This is a genomic window from Xanthomonas maliensis (genome assembly GCF_009192945.1).
GTDB classification, from domain to species: Bacteria; Pseudomonadota; Gammaproteobacteria; order Xanthomonadales; family Xanthomonadaceae; genus Xanthomonas; species Xanthomonas maliensis.
On sequence record NZ_NSET01000078.1, the window covers coordinates 1 to 18,542 of the forward strand.

At 66.4% G+C, this 18,542-nt stretch carries 16 protein-coding genes; 12 read left to right on the plus strand and 4 right to left on the minus strand.

The window, feature by feature from the left end; genetic code table 11:
• Window positions 1–70: 70 nt before the first annotated feature.
• The 3 genes from mutM to CKY51_RS20495 all read left to right on the plus strand — a co-directional run bounded on the left by mutM (window position 71) and on the right by CKY51_RS20495 (window position 3,823).
• The gene (gene mutM / locus CKY51_RS20485) at window positions 71–886 is read left to right on the plus strand and encodes a bifunctional DNA-formamidopyrimidine glycosylase/DNA-(apurinic or apyrimidinic site) lyase (RefSeq protein WP_022971443.1); all 816 of its coding nucleotides are present in this window, start codon (window positions 71–73) and stop codon (window positions 884–886) included.
• Window positions 887–1,039: 153 nt separating this feature from the next.
• A complete protein-coding gene (locus CKY51_RS20490; protein WP_022971444.1) occupies window positions 1,040–2,170 on the plus strand; it encodes a DUF4380 domain-containing protein in 1,131 nt (376 codons plus the stop codon).
• A 51-nt stretch (window positions 2,171–2,221) separates the two neighbouring features.
• Entirely contained in the window at window positions 2,222–3,823 is a 1,602-nt protein-coding gene (locus CKY51_RS20495) for an OpgD/OpgG family glucan biosynthesis protein (protein WP_152249817.1), read from the plus strand.
• Window positions 3,824–3,842: 19 nt separating this feature from the next.
• Here CKY51_RS20495 and CKY51_RS20500 read toward each other — a convergent pair whose 3' ends face one another.
• Window positions 3,843–5,093, minus strand: a complete 1,251-nt coding sequence (locus tag CKY51_RS20500; protein WP_022971446.1) for a GAF domain-containing sensor histidine kinase — start codon at window positions 5,091–5,093, stop codon at window positions 3,843–3,845.
• Window positions 5,094–5,279: 186 nt separating this feature from the next.
• Entirely contained in the window at window positions 5,280–5,915 is a 636-nt protein-coding gene (locus CKY51_RS20505; RefSeq protein WP_022971447.1) for a thymidine kinase, read from the minus strand.
• A 130-nt stretch (window positions 5,916–6,045) separates the two neighbouring features.
• On the opposite strand from CKY51_RS20505, the gene rep reads away from it, so the two are divergent.
• From rep to CKY51_RS20540, 7 genes are all read left to right on the plus strand, one after another.
• Entirely contained in the window at window positions 6,046–8,022 is a 1,977-nt protein-coding gene (gene rep, locus CKY51_RS20510; RefSeq protein ID WP_022971448.1) for a DNA helicase Rep, read from the plus strand.
• A 274-nt stretch (window positions 8,023–8,296) separates the two neighbouring features.
• Window positions 8,297–8,830 (plus strand): GNAT family N-acetyltransferase, encoded by a 534-nt coding sequence (locus CKY51_RS20515; RefSeq protein ID WP_022971449.1) that lies wholly within the window; start codon window positions 8,297–8,299, stop codon window positions 8,828–8,830.
• 203 nt (window positions 8,831–9,033) lie between these two features.
• Window positions 9,034–9,945 carry an STM4015 family protein gene (locus CKY51_RS20520; RefSeq protein ID WP_152249819.1) on the plus strand — a complete coding sequence of 304 codons (912 nt, stop codon included), beginning with the start codon at window positions 9,034–9,036 and terminating at the stop codon, window positions 9,943–9,945.
• A gap of 19 nt (window positions 9,946–9,964) precedes the next feature.
• Window positions 9,965–11,077 carry an STM4014 family protein gene (locus CKY51_RS20525; RefSeq protein WP_031338995.1) on the plus strand — a complete coding sequence of 371 codons (1,113 nt, stop codon included), beginning with the start codon at window positions 9,965–9,967 and terminating at the stop codon, window positions 11,075–11,077.
• A 13-nt stretch (window positions 11,078–11,090) separates the two neighbouring features.
• Window positions 11,091–11,888: an STM4013/SEN3800 family hydrolase gene (locus CKY51_RS20530; RefSeq protein ID WP_022971452.1), complete on the plus strand. Its 798-nt coding sequence runs from the start codon at window positions 11,091–11,093 to the stop codon at window positions 11,886–11,888.
• Window positions 11,885–13,246: an STM4012 family radical SAM protein gene (locus tag CKY51_RS20535; protein ID WP_022971453.1), complete on the plus strand. Its 1,362-nt coding sequence runs from the start codon at window positions 11,885–11,887 to the stop codon at window positions 13,244–13,246. Before CKY51_RS20530 ends, CKY51_RS20535 begins: the two co-directional genes overlap by 4 nt.
• A 7-nt stretch (window positions 13,247–13,253) precedes the next feature.
• Complete coding sequence (locus CKY51_RS20540; RefSeq protein WP_022971454.1) at window positions 13,254–14,105, plus strand: STM4011 family radical SAM protein; 852 nt, start codon at window positions 13,254–13,256, stop codon at window positions 14,103–14,105.
• Window positions 14,106–14,117: 12 nt separating this feature from the next.
• On the opposite strand, the gene CKY51_RS20545 is transcribed toward CKY51_RS20540, so the two are convergent.
• On the minus strand, window positions 14,118–14,777 hold the full coding sequence (locus CKY51_RS20545) for a YceH family protein (RefSeq protein WP_031338997.1): 660 nt from the start codon (window positions 14,775–14,777) through the stop codon (window positions 14,118–14,120).
• A gap of 253 nt (window positions 14,778–15,030) precedes the next feature.
• On the opposite strand from CKY51_RS20545, the gene CKY51_RS20550 reads away from it, so the two are divergent.
• Window positions 15,031–15,963 carry a 5'-nucleotidase, lipoprotein e(P4) family gene (locus CKY51_RS20550; RefSeq protein WP_031338999.1) on the plus strand — a complete coding sequence of 311 codons (933 nt, stop codon included), beginning with the start codon at window positions 15,031–15,033 and terminating at the stop codon, window positions 15,961–15,963.
• A complete protein-coding gene (gene pyrF, locus CKY51_RS20555; RefSeq protein ID WP_022971456.1) occupies window positions 15,960–16,679 on the plus strand; it encodes an orotidine-5'-phosphate decarboxylase in 720 nt (239 codons plus the stop codon). The genes CKY51_RS20550 and pyrF overlap by 4 nt, the downstream gene beginning before the upstream one ends.
• Before the next feature lie 335 nt (window positions 16,680–17,014).
• Here pyrF and CKY51_RS20560 read toward each other — a convergent pair whose 3' ends face one another.
• On the minus strand, window positions 17,015–18,529 hold the full coding sequence (locus CKY51_RS20560) for a tryptophan halogenase family protein (protein ID WP_022971457.1): 1,515 nt from the start codon (window positions 18,527–18,529) through the stop codon (window positions 17,015–17,017).
• Window positions 18,530–18,542 lie beyond the last annotated feature (13 nt).

Consider the following 18,542-nt stretch of genomic DNA (forward strand, 5'->3'; position numbering starts at 1 on the left):
TGGCTTGACACAGCGACACCACCATATTGCATCGGTCGCCCCGCAGCCGATCGATGCTCTAGGACACCCGATGCCCGAATTGCCCGAAGTCGAAACCACCTTGCGTGGACTGTCGCCGCATCTGCTCGGGCAACGGATTCACGGGGTGATCCTGCGACGCCCCGACCTGCGGTGGCCCATTCCCGAGGAGATCGAACAGCGGCTCCCGGGCGCCCACATCACCCAGTTGCGGCGTCGCGCGAAGTACCTGCTGATCGATACCGATGCGGGCGGAAGCGCCCTGCTGCATCTGGGGATGTCAGGTAGCTTGCGGGTACTGCCTGGCGATACGCCGCCACGTGCGCACGATCATGTGGATATCAGTCTGCGCAATGGCCGCGTGCTGCGGTTCAACGATCCGCGCCGGTTCGGGTGTCTGCTATGGCAGGACGCGGCGCAGATCCATCCGCTATTGGCCGCGCTGGGTCCGGAACCGTTGTCGGCGGCGTTTACCGGCGAGTATCTGCATGCGCTTGCCCAGGGGCGGCGCGCACCGGTCAAGAGCTTCCTGATGGATCAGGCCGTCGTCGTCGGCGTGGGTAACATCTACGCCGCCGAAAGCCTGCATCGGGCGGGTATCCACCCGCAGCGCGAAGCCGGAAAGGTGTCACTGGAGCGCTACCGCCGGCTCGCAGCTGCGGTGCAGGACATCTTGGGCTATGCGATCCAGCGCGGTGGCACCACGCTGCGCGACTTCATCAGTCCGGACGGTGCGCCGGGCTACTTCGAGCAGGAACTGCTGGTCTATGGCCGCGAAGGTCAGGCATGCAAGCAGTGTGGACGGACGCTGCGACACGCCAGCGTCGGTCAACGCGCCACGGTGTGGTGCCCCAGCTGCCAGCGCTGAAGCGCGCGAAAGGAAAGCGCTCGCGCGCCATGGGCAGCGCGTTGCATGCTGCGTTCGGAGTGGTCGGTCAGCCGCATAGCGTCGCGACGATGGCTTGCTGGCGCTGGCATGCGCTATCGGCGAGGGCGACAATCGTGGCCCGTTTCCGATTGGATGACCGGCATGCCCCTTCCGTCGCGCTCGCTTCTGCCCGCGGCACTGGTTGCAACGTTGGCCTTGGCTGGGCCCTCGGCGGGAGTTGAAGTCGTTGCCGAACAGCAACAAGCCACGCCGGTCGAGCGCATTTCTCTGCGCAATCGCCAGATCGAACTGACCGTCACACCCGCCTTCGGTGGTCGTGTGCTGGCGTTTCAGCGGCCGGGGCAGCCGAACGTGCTCAAGATCGGACCGGCGGTGGAGCAGCAACCTGCGCCGGTGGTGTCGGCCGCCGCCGGTGATATCGCCTACCTGGGCCATGATGTCTGGGTGGGCCCGCAAAGCCAGTGGTGGCGGGATCAACAGGTCAATCCGCAGCGGGCCGCCGAGGGCGCGGTCTGGCCGCCGGATCCCTACCTGTCGCTGGCCTCGACCCGCATCACGCAGCGGGAGCCAACTCTGCTCGAACTCGATGGCCTTTTCAGCCCGGTGACTGGTGTGCAACTGCACAAGCGCTTTGCGCTGTCTGCCGAGCGGGCCGATACCGTCGAACTGCTGGTCAGTGCAGAAAATCGACGCGCCAGCGCAGTGTCCTGGGATCTTTGGTTCAACACGCGGGTCGCTGCCGGCACGCGGATCTTCGTGCCGGTTGCCGACGCGGCGGATGTGCGCGTGCAGCCGCCCAGCGATCCCAACACCGTCGCCCCGACCTATCGACATGCGAAGGGCGTACTCGCGCTGCGTGTCGAGCCACGCACGGACGGACAGATCCAGCGCGGGAAGCTGCTGTTGCAACCGTCGGCAGGATGGATGGCCGGCTTTGCCGGGGCGCAGGTGCTGGTGATTCGCTTCCCCCATTACCCGACAGCGTTCATCCATCGCGAGCAAGGCCAGGTCGAGCTCTATGTCGATGCGCCTGCGGAGCAACCGCAACAAGGCCTGCTGGAGCTGGAGGTGCATGCGCCTTTCCAGACCCTGGCGACCGGCCAGCAGATGGAGGCCCAAGAGCGTTGGACCCTGCTGAGCTATGACGGGCCCGATGAGCCGCTCGCGCAACGACGCTTCCTGTGCAGTCAGGCCGACGCGTTGGGGCTGGCCGATGCCTGTGAACCCTCGGTCCCGGCGACGGCACATCGGCATGCGCGTTGACGCCGGGCTGTGGCTATGATGACCACCACTCCGATCACCAGACCGATGCGCATGCAACGACGCCACTTCCTGAAGAATGCCGCTGCCGCATTAGCTGCGCTCGGTTTGCCGGCGTTGCCGCAGTTGGCGTTGGCGGCCAACGCGGTCGGCCTGCGCCGGATCGGTCAAGCGCAGCCGTTCGACTTTGCGTGGTTGAAGGGACAGGCGCGGGCGCTGGCCAGCGCGCCGTACAAGACCCATAAGCAGACGCTGCCCGGGCCGCTGGAATCGCTCAACTGGGACCAGTACCAGTCGATCCGCTATCGCCAGGACCACGCACTGTGGGCCGATGGCAATGGCAAGTTCCAGGCCAAGTTCTTCCATCTTGGGCTGTACTTCCACACCCCCGTGCACATCTACGACGTGGTCGACGGCAAGGCGCAACAGCTGGCCTATGACCCGGCTGCGTTCGATTACGGCAAAAGCGGCCTGGGCGGCAAGCAGTTACCCAAGGACCTGGGCTTTGCGGGGTTTCGCCTCAACACACGCAAGGACACCGAGCGCGATTTTGCCGCTTTCCTGGGCGCCAGCTACTTCCGCGCGGTTGGCAAGGAGGGCCAATACGGCCAGTCGGCGCGTGGCCTTGCGATCGATACCGGCACCGGCGGGCCGGAGGAGTTTCCCGATTTCATCGCCTATTACCTGGAACAGCCCGCCGACGATTCGAACACGGTGGTGGTCTACGGCTTGCTGGATTCGCCCAGCATCGCTGGCGCCTACCGCTTTGCCATCACCAATGGCGATGTGCTGTTGATGGACATCGACAGTGCGCTGTATCCCCGCAAGACCATCGAACGCCTCGGCATTGGGCCATGCACGAGCATGTATCAGGTCGGCGAGAACGATCAGCGGATGGATTGGGACTGGCGCCCGGAAATCCACGACACCGATGGTCTGGCGATGTGGACCGGCGGAGGCGAGTGGATCTGGCGGCCGCTGTGCAATCCGCCACACCTGCGCTTCAACATGTTCGTCGACGAGAACCCGCGTGGGTTCGGGCTGCTGCAGCGCGATCGCAACTTCGATCACTACCAGGACGATGGCGTGTTCTACGAGAAGCGTCCGTGCCTGTGGGTGGAACCCAAGAGTGGCTGGGGCAAGGGCTCAGTACAGCTGGTGGAAATTCCCACCGTGGACGAGACCTTCGACAATATCGTGGCGTTCTGGAACCCACAGGCCAAGCCGCAGCCCGGGCAGGAACTGTTGCTGGGTTACCGGCTGTACTGGGGCGCGCAACCACCCGCCAGTTCACCGTTGGCGCACTGCGTGGCGACCCGCACCGGCCTGGGCGGCATCGTCGGGCAGAAGCGTAGCCATTTCTCCTGGCGCTTTGCGGTGGACTTTGCCGGCGGCGAGCTGGCCGCGCTGGTCAAGGATCCCAAGGCCAAGGTCGAGCCGGTGCTGCAGGTGTCGCGCGGCACCACCGAAATCGTGTCGGCGCGCCCGCTGCATGAGCTCAAGGGCTACCGGGCGATGTTCGACCTGGTGCCGCCGGACGACGGAACCGGGCAGATCGATATCCGCCTGTTCCTGCGCGCCAATGGTCGCCCCTTGACCGAAACCTGGCTGTACCAGTGGAGTCCGCCGCCGGTCAATGAGCGCAAGATCTACTGAGGTGCCGGTATCGGAATCCTTACTCCGGCGAGGATGTCGGCACCAATTGCAGGCGGCTGCGCGGCCGCCGGCAGGCCATTTCGACGTGGAAGCAGCTGCCGCCTTCCTCGCCACTGGTAATGCGTAATTCGCCTTGATGCGCCTGCGCGATCTGCGCGGCCATATGCAGCCCCAGCTCCACTGCCTGCACTGTCTCGCCATCGCGGTGGACCTGGGCAGAAGCGCGGAGCACGTCGAGCCGCCGCGGGTCGATGCCATCGAGATTGCACACGGTAATGCGCAGGCGCCCCTGTTCGGTCACCGCGACGGCCTTGATGCGGGAACGCTGCGGCCCCTGGACCACGGCATTGATCAACAGGCTGCCGAACAGCTGCGCCAGCCGCACCGCATCGCCATGCACCGGTTCGTCGATCGCCACATGCGCCGACAGCACCTGGTTGGGGTAGGCCGCGCGGGTTTCGTCGACAACCTGCGCCAAGGCATCGGCCAGATCGTCGCCGGTGCCATAGTCCACCTGCAGCCAGTCGCGCTCGATGCCGCGGGCGAAATCGCAGCTGAAGTCGATCAATTCTTCCATCCGCCGCAGGCTGCGCTGCAGCGAGCGGAACGCGCCGCCATGCCGCGCGTCGAGCTGTGGATCGATCTCCAAGGCGTCCACCACCACATGCATCGATTGCAGGGGATTGCGCAGGTCATGTCCGAGGATGCCGATGAATTCCTCGCGCAAGCGCGCCGAGGCGCCGGCACGTCCCAGCGCGCTGCGTGCCTGGCGTGATTCCTGAGCACTTTGCTCGGCGCGTTGTTCGGCCTGGATCTGCTTGGCCAGCACCTGCGCCAGCAGCTCGACCTTTTCCACCTGCACCGGATCGAGCGCGCGCGGTTCGGTATCCAGTGCGCACAGCGTGCCGAACACGCTGCCGTCATCGAACCGGATCGGCACCGAGACATAACTCTCGAAGCCGTACAGCTTGGGCACGGGATGGTCGCGGTACGTCGGATGCTCGGAGGCATGGCCGAAGAAGATCGGCTGACCGGCGGAGCGGACGCTGTCACAGAACGTGGTGGCCAACGGCAGTTCATCGCCGGGCTGCAGGCCGAAGGACAGATCGTCACGGACACGGCAGGTGATCCAGCGCGTCTCGGTGACCCGCGCCACCGCGGTGAAGCGCATGTCGGTGAGCCGGGCAAAGATGGTCAGGACATCAGGAACCGAGGAGAGCTGGCCGACCAAGGCGACATCGGCGCGCAGCTGCGGAGGCAGCGGATGCATGGATTCCACCCAAGCATTGGGACGTCTTACTGTAGCGGACCGCGGTGGCGCTTGCTTGTCAATGGCATGGATATGCCGCAGTTCGGGCCGCGATGACGAAACGGACAGAGCGCGCGGTCGCCGAAGGCATGGCAGCGCGTGCCTCCGCCGCCCCGCTGGGGGGACGCTGCCGCGCGTGGTTGTCGCTCAGGCGCTGCCGGTCGGCAGCGGCAGGGCGATCTGCAACGGATCGATGCGGCCTTCGCCGCGCATGATCTTCTTGAACTCGGCGCGGCTGACCGACACGTAGCGCTCGTTGCCGCCGATCTCCACCTGCGGCCCGTCCTGGACGGCGTGGCCTTGCGCGTCCACCCGCACGGTCATGGTCGCCTTGCTGCCGCTGTGGCAGATGGTCTTGATCTCCTCCAGTTCGTCGGCCCACGCCAGCAATGCCTGGCTGCCTTCGAACAGCTCGCCGCGGAAATCGGTCCGCAAGCCATAGCACAGCACCGGGATGCGGAGCCGGTCGACCACCTCGCTCAGCTGCCACACCTGCGCGCGGCTGAGGAACTGCGCCTCGTCGACCAGCACGCAATGCAGCGGCCCGTGCAGGTCCACGTCCTGGACCACCAGTTGCAGCAGCTCGCGATGACCGTCGAAGGCGCGCCCCTCGGCGCGCAAGCCGATCCGCGAGGCGACCACACCACTGCCGGCGCGGTGGTCCACCTTGGGGGTCAGGATCAACGTGCGCATGCCGCGCTCGCGATAGTTATGCGCCGATTGCAGCAAGGTGGTGGTCTTGCCGGCATTCATTGCCGAGTAGTAGAAGTAGAGCTTGGCCATCGGGGGATTTTAACGGGCCGGCACGCACACCGGGATGGGGCAGGCGTGGCGGTGGACCCGTCGATGAACGGCCAGGGGGCGGCCAGCGACAGCGGGCGTCGTTACAATGGCGCGCTTCCTGGACGCTTCTATGCACGGTCTCAACCCCCCTCAACGCGCCGCGGTGCTGCACTGCGAAGGTCCTCTGTTGGTGCTGGCCGGTGCCGGCAGCGGCAAGACGCGTGTGATCGTGGAGAAGATCGCCCACCTGATCGGCACCGGGCGCTATCCGGCCAAGCGCATCGCCGCGATTACCTTCACCAACAAGTCGGCCAAGGAAATGCGCGAGCGTGTCGCCAAGCGCATCCGCGGCGACGGCGCCGATGGCCTGACCATCTGTACCTTCCACGCGCTGGGGCTGAAGTTCCTGCAGATCGAGCACGCCGCTGCCGGACTGAAGCGTGGCTTTTCGATCTTCGACTCCGACGACGCGGCGGCGCAGATCAAGGACCTGATGCATGGCGCCAAGCCCGATGCGATCGAGGATGCGAAGAACCTGATCTCGCGCGCCAAGAATGCCGGCCTCTCCCCCGAGCAGGCGATGGCCGCCGCGCGCAGTACCCGCGAAAAAGAGGCCGCCAGTCTGTACGCGCGTTATCAGGCGCGGCTGACCACCTTCAATGCAGTGGACTTCGACGATTTGATCCGCTTGCCGGTGCAGATCCTGGAAGCCAACGAAGAGATCGTGCTGGGCTGGCGCGAGCGTATCGGCTACCTGCTGGTGGACGAGTGCCAGGACACCAACGATGCCCAGTACCGATTGCTGAAGATGCTGGCCGGCCCGCGCGGCAACTTCACCTGCGTGGGCGACGACGACCAGAGCATCTACGCCTGGCGCGGCGCCAATCCGGAAAACCTGCAGCAGATGGGGCGCGACTACCCGGCGCTGGAAATCATCAAGCTGGAGCAGAACTATCGCTGCTCCAATCGCGTGCTGCGCGCGGCCAATGCCTTGATCGCGCACAACCCGCACGAGCATCTGAAGACGCTGTGGAGCGACCAGGCCGACGGCGAGCGCATTCGCGTGTGGGAATGCCGCGACAGCGAGCACGAGGCGGAAAAGGTCGCTGCGGAAATTTCCTTCCTGGGCACCGCCAAGCAGGTGCCGTGGAGCGACTTCTGCATCCTGTTCCGCGGCAATTTCCAATCGCGGCCGCTGGAAAAGGCCTTGCAGCTGCTGCGGGTGCCCTACCACCTCACCGGCGGCACCGCCTTCCTGGAACGGCAGGAGGTCAAGGACTTGCTGTCGTGGTTGCGCCTGATCGTCAATCCGGACGACGACGCGGCATTTCTGCGTGCGGTGCAATCGCCCAAGCGCGAAGTCGGTGCGACCTCGTTGGCGCGGCTGGCCGAGCTGGCCAGCGGCAAGTCGGTGCCGATGTCGCGTGCGGCCGAGTCGATGGGCGCATTGCAGCATCTGCCACCGCGTGCGGCCAACGGCTTGAGTGCGTTCACCGACATCCTGCGCGAGATGCGCCAGCATGCGAGCAGCATGCCGGCCGGCGAGCTGGTGCGCATGCTGGCCGACAAGTCCGGCTTGCTCAACGAGCTGCGCAATCAGTCCAAGGACGAGGCCGGCTTCCAGCGTCGCAAGCGCAACCTGGACGAATTGGCCGAGTGGTTCGAGGGCGGCCCACGGGGCGCCAGCGCCAGCGACCTGGCCGCGCAGCTGGCGCTGCTGTCGCGCAACGACAAGGACGAGGGCGGCAACCAGGTGCGCATGATGACCATGCACGCCTCCAAGGGCCTGGAGTTCCGCTACGTCTTCATCGTTGGCTGCGAGGATGGCGTGTTGCCGCACGAAGTGAGCCTGGAAGAAGGCAATCTGCAGGAAGAACGGCGCTTGTTGTACGTGGGCATCACCCGTGCCAAAGAACAGTTGTGGATGAGCTACAGCAAGCTCACGCGTAAGTTCGGCGAGCATGTGCGGCTCAAGCCCAGCCGCTTCTTCGACGAGATCCCGGCGGCTGAGCTGCAACGCGATGGTGCCGATCCGGTTGCCGACGCCGAACGCAAGAAAGAACGTGCGACCGCGGGCATCGCGGCGATTCAAGCCTTGTTCGACTGATCGCGCCGCTCGCCGCGACGCGCAATCGCTGGCCGATAGCGCCTGCACGATTGCGGCAGTAGGTGTCGGTTGGACGACGGCTGGCGAAGCAAGCAGCGGCCGGCACCCGGTCGGCGCGGTATTGTGCTGAAGTAGCCGAATCAACTCCGATGCAGTTGGCGACCTCGGCATCGGCGAAGGCAAAAACACCGTGCATCGCCTGCCTGCAGGGGGAGCGGACTTGTCAGCGCAGCCACCGCACGGCAGTCTGATTCTCCCGACAGCGGAGCATGCCGTGAGCGTCATCCTCGAAACCACGCGGTTGCGGCTGCGCCTGCTCGATCCCGAGCGCGATGCCGAGGCGATGCTTGTGCTGGTCAACGACCCAGCGTTCATCGCCGGGATCAATGACCGTGGGGTGCGCACCCGCGCACAGGCAAGCGAGCATTTGCGCGAGTGGGCGCAGGCGCATCAGAAACGCCACGGCTTCGCGCACTGGGCGCTGGAAACACGTGACGGTGGCCACTTTGTGGGCACCTTGGGTCTGCTGTGTCGCGAAGGCCTGCCGGTGCCGCATCTGGGGTTCGCGCTGTTGCCCGCGCACCGGGGCAAGGGCTACGTGAGCGAAGCTGGGCAGGCCGTGCTGGACTACGCCCACACGATTCTGGGATTGCGCCAGCTCTGTGCGATCGTCTCGCCGGACAATGCGGCATCGATCCGCGCATTGGAAGCACTCGGTCTGCAGCGGGAGGGCCTGCGGGTGCTGAGTCCCGGCGCCGCTGCGCTGGCGTACTACACGATCGATCTTGGCGGCGGCATGCGCCGCTGAGCGGATAGGATCTACCTGTCCTGGGATTGCACCAGCAGGCCTGCATGTCGCTTACACGCACGATGCATTTCCAGCCTCGGCGGCAGCAAGCCCGCACAACGAGGGTGTTGCGCGGGGCGACTGTTACGCCAGACCCCGATTAACGAGGCTGCCACGGAGTTACGGCTATCCTGTCGCTTCACAACGCCAGGGAGGCAAGGCTGATGACGATTAGTCAGTACTCGGAATTCTATCGTGGCAAGCGCGTGGTGGACTTCAGGGTCGATCAGCCGGCCAGCGGTGGGGATGTGGTCTACCGGCTGCGCCAGGAATACGACGGCGAGGACACCCAGGCGGCATTGCTCGACAGCCTGCTGGCGCAGGTCGACCCGGCCAGCATCCAGGCCCTGGTCATCGGTGCGTGGCGCGAATCGCAAGAGGAAGGCCCCAGCGGCTATCTGCAGCGGCTGATCGAACGCCGCGACGAACTGCCGGCGCTGCGCGCGCTGTTCGTTGGCGACATGACCTACGAGGACTGCGAGATCTCCTGGATCATCCAGACCGACTACACCCCGCTGCTGGCCGCGTTTCCGGCGTTGGAGTCGCTGCGCATCCGCGGGTCCTCGAACCTGGTGCTCACCCCGTTCACGCATGCGCGGTTGCAGGAGCTGGCGATCGAATGCGGTGGCCTGCCGTCGGCCATCGTGCAGGCGATTGCAGCGTCGACGTTGCCGTCATTGCGGCATCTGGAACTGTGGCTGGGTGTAGAGGATTACGGCTACGACGGCGATCTTGGCACCTACCAGCAGCTGCTGGCGGCTATCGGACCGGAACGCCTGCGCTACCTGGGCCTGCGCAATGCCGCCAATAGCGACGAACTGGCGCGCTGGCTGGCTGTCCAGCCGTGGCTGGGCACGCTGGAGACGCTGGATCTGTCACTGGGCACCATCGGCGATGCCGGTGCGCGCGCGCTGGTGGAAAGCACACAGCTGGGCCAGTTGCAGCGCATCGATCTGAGTCATCACTACATCTCGGCCGACTGGCAGGCGCGACTGGCGGCGCTGCCGGCGACGGTGATCCTGGAGGATCCCGAAGAGGAAGACGACGGCGAGCGTTACGTCGCCGTCTCCGAGTGACGTGAGCGCGCGTTGGGTTCTGGTGGGGCCGCGGAATAGCCGCAGGATCGCGGCCCTACAGCAGGCATTGCAGGCGCAGGGACAGCCGGCGGCAGCGGTGTTCGATTATCTGGACCTGCTGGACACTGCCGTCCCGCTGCAGGAGTGGCTGACGCGGCACCCTGCGGCGTGGGTCAAGCTGGAGTCGCCCGGCGAAGCGCCCGCGTTGCATCAGGCGCTGCTGTTGCGCGGCTGGCGTCGGCTGGGAGCGCACGGCCCCGCACCGGCCCCGCTGGCGCATGGGGAACTGGCGCACCAACAGCTGTGGTATGCGGGGTTTGCGGACTTGCTCGACTCGCTGCCGCCCGCGCACTATCTGAATCCGCCCACTGGCCTGCTGGCGATGACCGACAAGCTCCGCTGTCAGCAGCGTCTGGCTGCTGCAGGCGTCGCCGTTCCAACGCTGCTGGGCAGCGTCGGCGGCTATGACGACCTGCGCGCCTGCCTGCAGGCAGCGGGCTGTACCCAGGCCTTTCTCAAGCCGCGCTACGGATCCTCCGGCGCTGGCGTGCTGGCCTATCGCTGGCACCGCGATGGTCGCGAGATCGCCAGCGGCTCGGCCGAGCTGGTGGTGGAGCAGGGCCGCGTGCGCGTGTTCAATGCGTTGCGGCAGCGTCGCTATACCCGTCAGGCCGAGATCGCCGCCCTGGTCGATGCGATCGCCGCGCAGGGCGCGTATCTGGAGCAGTGGATCCCCAAGCCGCGCGCGCCCGGCGTGCCCGGCTATCACTACGACCTGCGCGTGATCGCGCTGGATGGCGTAGCGCGGCAACGGGTGGCGCGTGCCAGCCGCGGGGCGCTGACCAATCTGCATCTGGGCAACCGACGCCTCCCCGCGCAGGGGTGGCAAACCGTCGAAGGCGATACGGTGATCGCCGCCACCGTGGCGCAGGCCGCGCGCGCGTTCGCCGATTGCCGCATGATCGGCTTCGATCTGATCCAGCGCGCCGGGCGCTGCCACGTGTTGGAAGCCAATGGCTTCGGCGACCTGCTGCCGGAGTTGCGCTGGCAGGGACGCACCACCTATGAAGATCAGGCGGCGCTCGGCAGTGTCGCCGCCCTCAGCCTCGACGAGCGACGGCGGCATGGCTGAGCGACTGCCTGACATGCGTGCCATCGTCGGTACGCGCGACATCGTGCTGATGACCCTGGATACCTTGCGCTACGACGCCGCGCAGCGCTGCTTCGCGCGTGGCGAGTTGCCGGTGCTGGCGCCGTATCTGCCGGCCGACGGCTGGGAACGGCGGCACACGCCGGGCAGCTTCACCTACGCCGCCCATATGGCCTTCTTCGCCGGCTTTCTGCCCACGCCCGCGCGTCAGGGGCCGCATCCACGCCTGTTCGCGCTGGCCTTCGATGGCAGCGAGACCATCGTCGCCCAGACCCAGGTGTTCGCCGAGAGTGGCGACATCGTCGATGGCCTGGCGCGCTGCGGGTATCACACGCTGTGCATCGGCGGCACCGGCTTTTTCAACAAACGCAATGCGCTGGGCCTGCAGCTGCCTGGCCTGTTCCAGGAGAGCCACTGGACGCCGGACTTCGGCGTCACCGCGCCCGATTCGACCGAGCGGCAGGTGGCCTTGGCCTGCGCGCGGCTGGGTGAATCAGACTTGCGCGACACACGCTGTTTCTTGTTCATCAACGTCTCGGCCTTGCATCAGCCCAACCGACACTATGTCCCGGGCGCCACCCATGACGATTTCGACAGCCATTGCGCCGCGCTGCGCTACGTCGATGCAGCATTGGCGCCGTTGTTCACGGCGCTGCGCGCGCGCGGCGGCGCGTTCGCCATCGTCTGTTCCGATCACGGTACCGCCTATGGCGAAGATGGCTATCACGGCCACCGCTTGGCCCACGAGGTGGTGATGACCGTGCCCTACGCCCATTTCCTGGTGACGCCATGAGCCTGCCCACGCTGGCCGACCTGCTGGCCTTGCCGCCCTATCAGGCCTACTCGTACTCGTATCCGCATAAAACCAGCTACCGGCCGCTGCAGCCGGCCGTGCCGCTGCAGCGGGTGTGGGCCGACGAGCCCCGCCAGGCGTTGTTCCTGTACCTGCATATCCCGTTCTGTTCGTACCGTTGCGGGTTCTGCAATCTGTTCGCGCTGGCACGCCCGGCGCCGGCGCAGGTGGAGGCCTATCTGGCGCAGATGGAACGGCAACTGCAGGCAGCCGTTCAGGCGCTGGGCGAGCACCGGTTCGTGCGCTTTGCGATGGGGGGCGGAACGCCGAGTTATCTCGAGGCCGCGCAGTTGCAGCGCGTGTTCGACATGGTGGCGCGCCACGCAAACATCGCGCTGGAGGCGATTCCGGCTGGCATCGAGGTCTCGCCGGAAACCGTCGACGCCGCGCGGTTGCGCGTCTGTCGGCAGGCTGGCATCGATCGCGTCAGCATGGGCATCCAGAGCTTCAGCGCCACCGAGGTGAGCGCCTTGGTACGGCCGCAGCAGCGCGAGACGGTGGAACGGGCAATTGCCATCATTCGCGAGCAGGGCATTCCCACGTTGAATCTGGACCTGATCTACGGCATTGCCGGTCAGACCGTGGAGAGTTTTCTGGCATCGATCGACAGCGCCCTGGCGTTCGCCCCGGAAGAACTTTATCTGTACCCGCTGTACGTTCGGCCGATGACCGGTCTGGGCCGGATCGAGGCCAAGGCTGGCGGCCGCCGCCGCTTCGTGTTGCAGCCCGAGCCGCTGGATACGCGCTTGGCGCTGTATCGGGCCGGACGCGACCGGTTGCGGGCGGCTGGCTATACCCAGGTGTCGATGCGCATGTTCCGCGCACCGCATGCACGCGATGCCGATGCGCCGCTGTATTGCTGCCAGAGCGATGGCATGGTCGGCATCGGTTGCGGGGCGCGTTCGTATACCCGCGGCCTGCATTACTCCAGCGAATACGGGGTCAGTCGGCGCTCGGTGGCGGACATTCTCGACCACTACCTGCAGCGCGATCCGGCCAGTTTCGCGTACGCCGACTACGGCATTGCGCTGGACGGCGACGATGCCTGGCGGCGGTATGCGATCCAGTCGCTGCTGGTGGTGCCGGGACTGGATGGCGACGACTTCCGTCAACGCTTTGGGGTGGACTGCTTGCAGGCCTTGCCGCAGTTGCACGAGTTGCTGGTGTTGGGGCTGGCCGAGTGGCAGGGCCGGTTGCTCATGCTCACTGCGGCCGGCATGGAGCGCGCCGACACCATTGGCCCGTGGCTGACCTCGGCGGCGATCGCCGAGCGCATGCAGCAGTACCAGGTCGGGTAAGCCGCTGATGCATTTGTCTGTGCTCTATCGCGGCCGGCTCAGCAGCTGTAACTACAGCTGCGATTACTGTCCGTTCGCCAAGACTTACGACAGTGCCGCCGCGCTGCGGCGCGATGCGCAGGAGGTGGCGCGTTTCGTCGCCTGGGCACAGGCGCAGACGCGGCCGTTGTCGATCCTGTTCACGCCCTGGGGCGAAGGCCTGGTGCGACGGCATTACCGTGAAGCGATGGTGCAGCTGAGCCAGCTGCCGCAGCTACGGCGCGTGGCGATCCAGACCAACCTGTGTGTGGGCATGCGCTGGCTGGAGCGCGCCAATCTTCGGCGGTTGGCCCTGTGGTGCACCTATCACCCCAGCCAGGTGAGCCGCGTTGCCTTCTTGCGACGCTGCCAGGCGCTACGCGAGCGTGGTGTCCGCCACAGCGTGGGCATGGTCGCCGCGCACGCGCATCTGGAGGAAATCGAAGCGCTGCGTGCCGCCTTGCCGGACAGCACGCCGATGTGGCTCAACGCGTTCGATCCACGCCCGCCGGACTACTACACGCCCGAGCAGGTGAGGCGGCTGACGCGGATCGATCCGCACTTCGGCTACAGCCTCGATCCGCCACCCAGCTTCGGCCAGCCGTGTCTGACCGGCGAGTCGGTGGTGTCGGTGGATGGCGACGGCAACGTGCGGCGCTGCCATTTCGTCGCCACCCCATTGGGTAACCTCTACGACGGCAGCTTCGCCGCCCAGCTCCGTCCACGCAGTTGCCCCAATGCACGCTGCGACTGCTATATCGGCTACGCGCATCGGCCGGATCTGCCGATTCAGGTCGATTTCGCCGGTGGCGTGCTGGAGCGCGTGCCGGCGATCACCTGACCTACCGCGCGATCACTCGCCCAGACGGGCGTGCAGGTCGGCCACCTGCGCGCGCAGTTCCTGCAACTGCTCTTCCAGCGCCTGCACGCGCGCTTCGAGCTCGCTGCTGTCGCCGCCGCCGCGCGCTGTCGGCGCGGCGCGTGCGGCGGCCGCCTGCAATGCTTCCACATCCAGCGCACCGCTCAGCAGGTGCGCGTAGCGGTCCTCGCGCTGTCCGCTGGCACGCGGCAACGGCGCAGCCAGTCCCCGCTGCACCAGCCGCTCGAGATGGTGACGGACGTCGTCGCTATCGTTGAAGCGCGCCAGGCGTTCGCTGCGGGCGAACAACTCGCCCAGGGTTTGCGCGCCGCGCAACAGCAGCAGGCCAAGCAGAGCGACCTGCTGGCGGGTCAGGTCCAGCGCACTGCCGAGCTTGTGCTCGTAGCGCTCGGCACGCGAGGAGAACTGCTGGCGCACCAGGCCGAGCGTTTCCAGCTGGCGCAGGGCGTGATGGACCGCGCCGGTCTGCAGGTTCAGGACTGGCTCGCGTGCAGTCTTCTGATTGGCGGCGACCTGGGCGGCGTTGACCGTCAGCGGATACGCATCCGGCGTGGTCGCCTCCTTCTCGATCAGGCAGCCGAGCACGCGGGCCTGGGCGACGTCGAGAACGGGCGGTGCGGGGGTATCGGACATGCGGCGGACTCCTGGGCGATCAGTCAACAAGCATAGAGCCATGGCGGTCGCTGCGCTGTCCGGAGTCTGCCAGCAGGCGCGCGCGGGTCTGCATGCCGCCACGGCCTGCAGGTCATCGCCAGGCGGCGTGTCGATGCGCGTCGGCCACACGCCGTCGCAGACGGCTGCCGCGCCCACGCCGAACCTGGCCAGGGCAGGCGCACGTGAACCGGCTAAAATCGCCGCTCTTCGCTCCGTTCGACCTGGTGATGCCATGCGCCCTTACGCCCCGTTGTCCCTGCTCGCCTGCGCCGTGCTGGCCTTGAGCGCCTGCAAGCCTGCGTCCCAGGACGGCGCCGCCTCGCCATCGTCGCAGGCACCGGCATCGACCACGCCACCTGCGCCGGCCGCTGCCGCGTCGGCGGCTACGCCCGCGGGCGACGACAATCTCAACGCCGTGCTGTGGATGCAGCGTTCGGAGGAATACCGCGCGGTGGCCGAGCAGACCTATCGCGCCGCCGCCGACAAGCTGGACGAGGCCCTCAAGCACTCCAACTGGGACGCACTGGTACCGGAGGAGCGCGGCAATGCCGCGACCGGTCTGAAGCCAGCGGTGGTGCTGGACGTGGACGAGACCGTGCTGGACAACTCGCCCTACCAGGCGCGTCTGGTGCGCGATGGCAAGGAATACGACGAACTGAGCTGGGACCAGTGGGTGGCCGAGAAGAAGGCCAAGCCGATACCGGGCGTGCTGGACTTCGCCAAAGCCGCCACCGCCCGTGGCATCACCCTGGTCTACATCTCCAACCGCGCCGTGCACTTGAAGGACGCCACCCTGGCCAACCTGCGCAGTGTCGGCCTGCCGGTCGCCGATGACAGCGTCTTCCTGGGCCTGGGCACGGTGGTGCAGGGCTGCGAGCAGAACGGCAGCGAGAAGAATTGCCGCCGGCAGCTGGCCGGGCAGAAATACCGCGTACTGATGCAATTCGGCGACCAGTTGGGCGACTTCGTGCAGGTCAGCGCCAACACCGGCGCCGCCCGCAGCGCCTTGTTGCAGCAATACCACGACTGGTTCGGCGAGCGCTGGTGGATGCTGCCCAATCCCAGCTACGGTGGTTGGGAACCGGCGCAGTTCAACAACGATTATTCCCAGCCCTGGCAGGTGCGTCACGCTGCCAAGCGGGCGGCGCTGGAGCTGGCCCGATGAGCCGCCCGCCGCTGCCGTTGACCGCACACGAGCGGTTGATCTTCGCACTGGACGTCCCCGGCCATGACGAGGCAATTGCCTGGATCGACCGCCTGGGCGAGTCGGTGTCGTTCTACAAGATCGGCATGGAACTGCTGGCGTCCGGCGAGTACTTCCAGGTGCTCGATGCGCTGGCCAAGCGCGACAAGCGCGTGTTCGTGGACCTGAAGTTCTTCGACATCCCGGCAACCGTGGCCGGCACCATCCGCCGCTTGTCGCAATGGCCGGTGAGCTATTGCACCGTGCATGGCTGGCATGCCGGCATGCTGCAGGCCGCAGCCGAGGCCAACCAGGGCGACATGCGGCTGTTGGCGGTGACCGTGCTGACCTCGATGGGCCAGCCGGATCTGGCGGCGATGGGCATCGATCGCGCGCCGGTGGAGGTGGTGGTGGAGCGCGCGCTGGCCGCCCAGGCCGCCGGCATCGACGGCGTGATCGCCTCGGGGCAGGAAGCCGGACCGATCCGCCGCGCCACCGGGCCGGCGTTCTCGATCGTCTGCCCGGGCATCCGCCCAGGCGGCCCGGTCGGCGACGACCAGCAGCGCACCGTCGGCGTGGCCGAGGCCTTTGCCGACGGTGCCGACGCCATCGTGGTCGGCCGTCCGATTCGGCTCGCCGCCGACCCGGCGGCAGCGGCACGGGCGATCCAGCTGGAGATCAGTGCAGCCAGTCGATAGTAGCGGACGTAAGCTGATATAAATCAATGCGTTGAGAGATAATTATTAAAGTGTTGCTTTAAAGTTAAAGTCTGCGTACGATGCGCCGGGTCCGATGTCAGTCGGAAGCTGTGCCAATCATTGTCTGCCGGGCGTGTCCCGGCTTCGAAGGGGTCGGGCCCTGTGTCCGATCCTTTTTTTTGCCTGGCGCCGACCGGGTCTTGGTGCCACTGCCGCCCGGTGCTGCGGCCAGGCGTCAGCGCTGCGCCCGGAGACGACCGCAGCGGCACGTCCCGGACGGGCATCCAAGCGGATTGAAGGCGTGCCGCGCGGCGACCGCGCAGCAGGTCCGATGCTCAGCCAGCCGCGGCCTTGCAATGGCGATCGATGAATTGCTGGTGGCTCGGCATGACGTCCACGCAGTGAGAGATCGTGCGCGCGACGCTGTCCAGAAAGCCCTGGGTCTCCACGTCGGGCACCTGGTCCACCAACGGATGGTAGCTGCGCGGCAGGATACCTTGGCCCACCATCACCTGCACCCAGCTGATTTCGGCAAACATCTCCTCGCCATTGCGGTAGAAGCGTCCGCTGTCGCGGAACAGCGCCAGCGTGGCCTGTAGTCCGTCGGGGAGCGGCTGCTCGCGGCAGTGGCGCCAGAACGGCTCGTCGCGTTCGTTGGCGTGATAGTGCAGCACCAGGAAATCGCGAATGCGGTCGAACTCGAAGGCCAGGCGATCGTTGTAGCGTTGTACCAGCACCGGACTGATGCCTTCGCGCGGGAACAGTTCCAGCAGCTTGGAGATGCCGGACTGGATCAAGTGGATGCTGGTCGATTCCAGCGGCTCAAGAAAGCCGCTGGCCAGTCCCAGGGCGACGACATTGCGGTTCCAGAACTGCTTGCGGCGGCCAGTGGTGAAGCGCAGCGGGCGCGGGTCGGCCAGCGGCCTGCCGTCCAGGTTGGCGAGCAGGGTGGCAGCCGCGTCGTCGTCGCTGAGATGCGCACTGCAATACACGTAGCCGTTGCCGGTGCGGTGCTGCAGCGGGATGCGCCATTGCCAACCGGCCGCGCGCGCAGTGCAGCGGGTGTACGGTGTCGGCGCAGCGGTCTTTTCGCAGGGCACGGCCAATGCGCGATCGCAGGGCAGCCATTGGGTGAAATCGTGATAGCCGGTGTGCAGGGCCTCTTCGATCAACAGGCCGCGAAAGCCGGAGCAATCGATAAACAGCTCGCCGGCAATGGTTTGACCGGAGGCGAGTCGCACCGACTGCACATCGCCTGTTTCCGGATGCAACTGCACCTGCTCGACCATGCCTTCGATCCGGGTGACGCCGCGCGCCTCGGCGAAGCGACGCAAGAATCCCGCATAGAGCGCTGCATCGAAGTGATAGGCGTAAGCGATATTGGCCAGCGGCGAGTTGGCCGGCACATCGCCGGCCGAGGTCATGAACTTGCCGCGCGCTGCGGCCACGGTATTGAGCGTGTACGCCCCCAAAGGCTGCGCGGTACCGCGCAGGTGTTGCTTGATCCAGTACTGGTGAAACGGCAGCAGGCCAAGCGGATGGCCGATCTGGCTGCCGAAGCCATGCATGTAGGACGTCCCTGGTCGCTGCCAATCGACGAATTCGATGCCGAGCTTGAAGCTGCCCTGGGTCTGGCGCACGAACGTGGCCTCGTCGATGCCGAGCAACTGATTGAACGCCTTGATATGCGGCACGGTGGCCTCGCCGACCCCAACGGTGCCCAGCTGTTCGGATTCGACCAGCTGCACCTTGACGCTGGATCCGAGCACGCGCGCGAAGGCGGCTGCCGCCATCCAGCCGGCGGTCCCGCCGCCGACGATGACGATGTTGCGAAGTGGAGCGGGGATCATGCGCAGGTTCCTC

Coding starts and splice junctions, on each gene's coding strand:
- mutM (WP_022971443.1), top strand. CDS start 71: ATGCCCGAATTGCCCGAAGTCGAAACCACCTTGCGTGGACTGTCGCCG.
- CKY51_RS20490 (WP_022971444.1), top strand. CDS start 1,040: ATGACCGGCATGCCCCTTCCGTCGCGCTCGCTTCTGCCCGCGGCACTG.
- CKY51_RS20495 (WP_152249817.1), top strand. CDS start 2,222: ATGCAACGACGCCACTTCCTGAAGAATGCCGCTGCCGCATTAGCTGCG.
- CKY51_RS20500 (WP_022971446.1), bottom strand. CDS start 5,093: ATGCATCCGCTGCCTCCGCAGCTGCGCGCCGATGTCGCCTTGGTCGGC.
- CKY51_RS20505 (WP_022971447.1), bottom strand. CDS start 5,915: ATGGCCAAGCTCTACTTCTACTACTCGGCAATGAATGCCGGCAAGACC.
- rep (WP_022971448.1), top strand. CDS start 6,046: ATGCACGGTCTCAACCCCCCTCAACGCGCCGCGGTGCTGCACTGCGAA.
- CKY51_RS20520 (WP_152249819.1), top strand. CDS start 9,034: ATGACGATTAGTCAGTACTCGGAATTCTATCGTGGCAAGCGCGTGGTG.
- CKY51_RS20530 (WP_022971452.1), top strand. CDS start 11,091: ATGCGTGCCATCGTCGGTACGCGCGACATCGTGCTGATGACCCTGGAT.
- CKY51_RS20535 (WP_022971453.1), top strand. CDS start 11,885: ATGAGCCTGCCCACGCTGGCCGACCTGCTGGCCTTGCCGCCCTATCAG.
- CKY51_RS20540 (WP_022971454.1), top strand. CDS start 13,254: ATGCATTTGTCTGTGCTCTATCGCGGCCGGCTCAGCAGCTGTAACTAC.
- CKY51_RS20545 (WP_031338997.1), bottom strand. CDS start 14,777: ATGTCCGATACCCCCGCACCGCCCGTTCTCGACGTCGCCCAGGCCCGC.
- CKY51_RS20550 (WP_031338999.1), top strand. CDS start 15,031: ATGCGCCCTTACGCCCCGTTGTCCCTGCTCGCCTGCGCCGTGCTGGCC.
- pyrF (WP_022971456.1), top strand. CDS start 15,960: ATGAGCCGCCCGCCGCTGCCGTTGACCGCACACGAGCGGTTGATCTTC.
- CKY51_RS20560 (WP_022971457.1), bottom strand. CDS start 18,529: ATGATCCCCGCTCCACTTCGCAACATCGTCATCGTCGGCGGCGGGACC.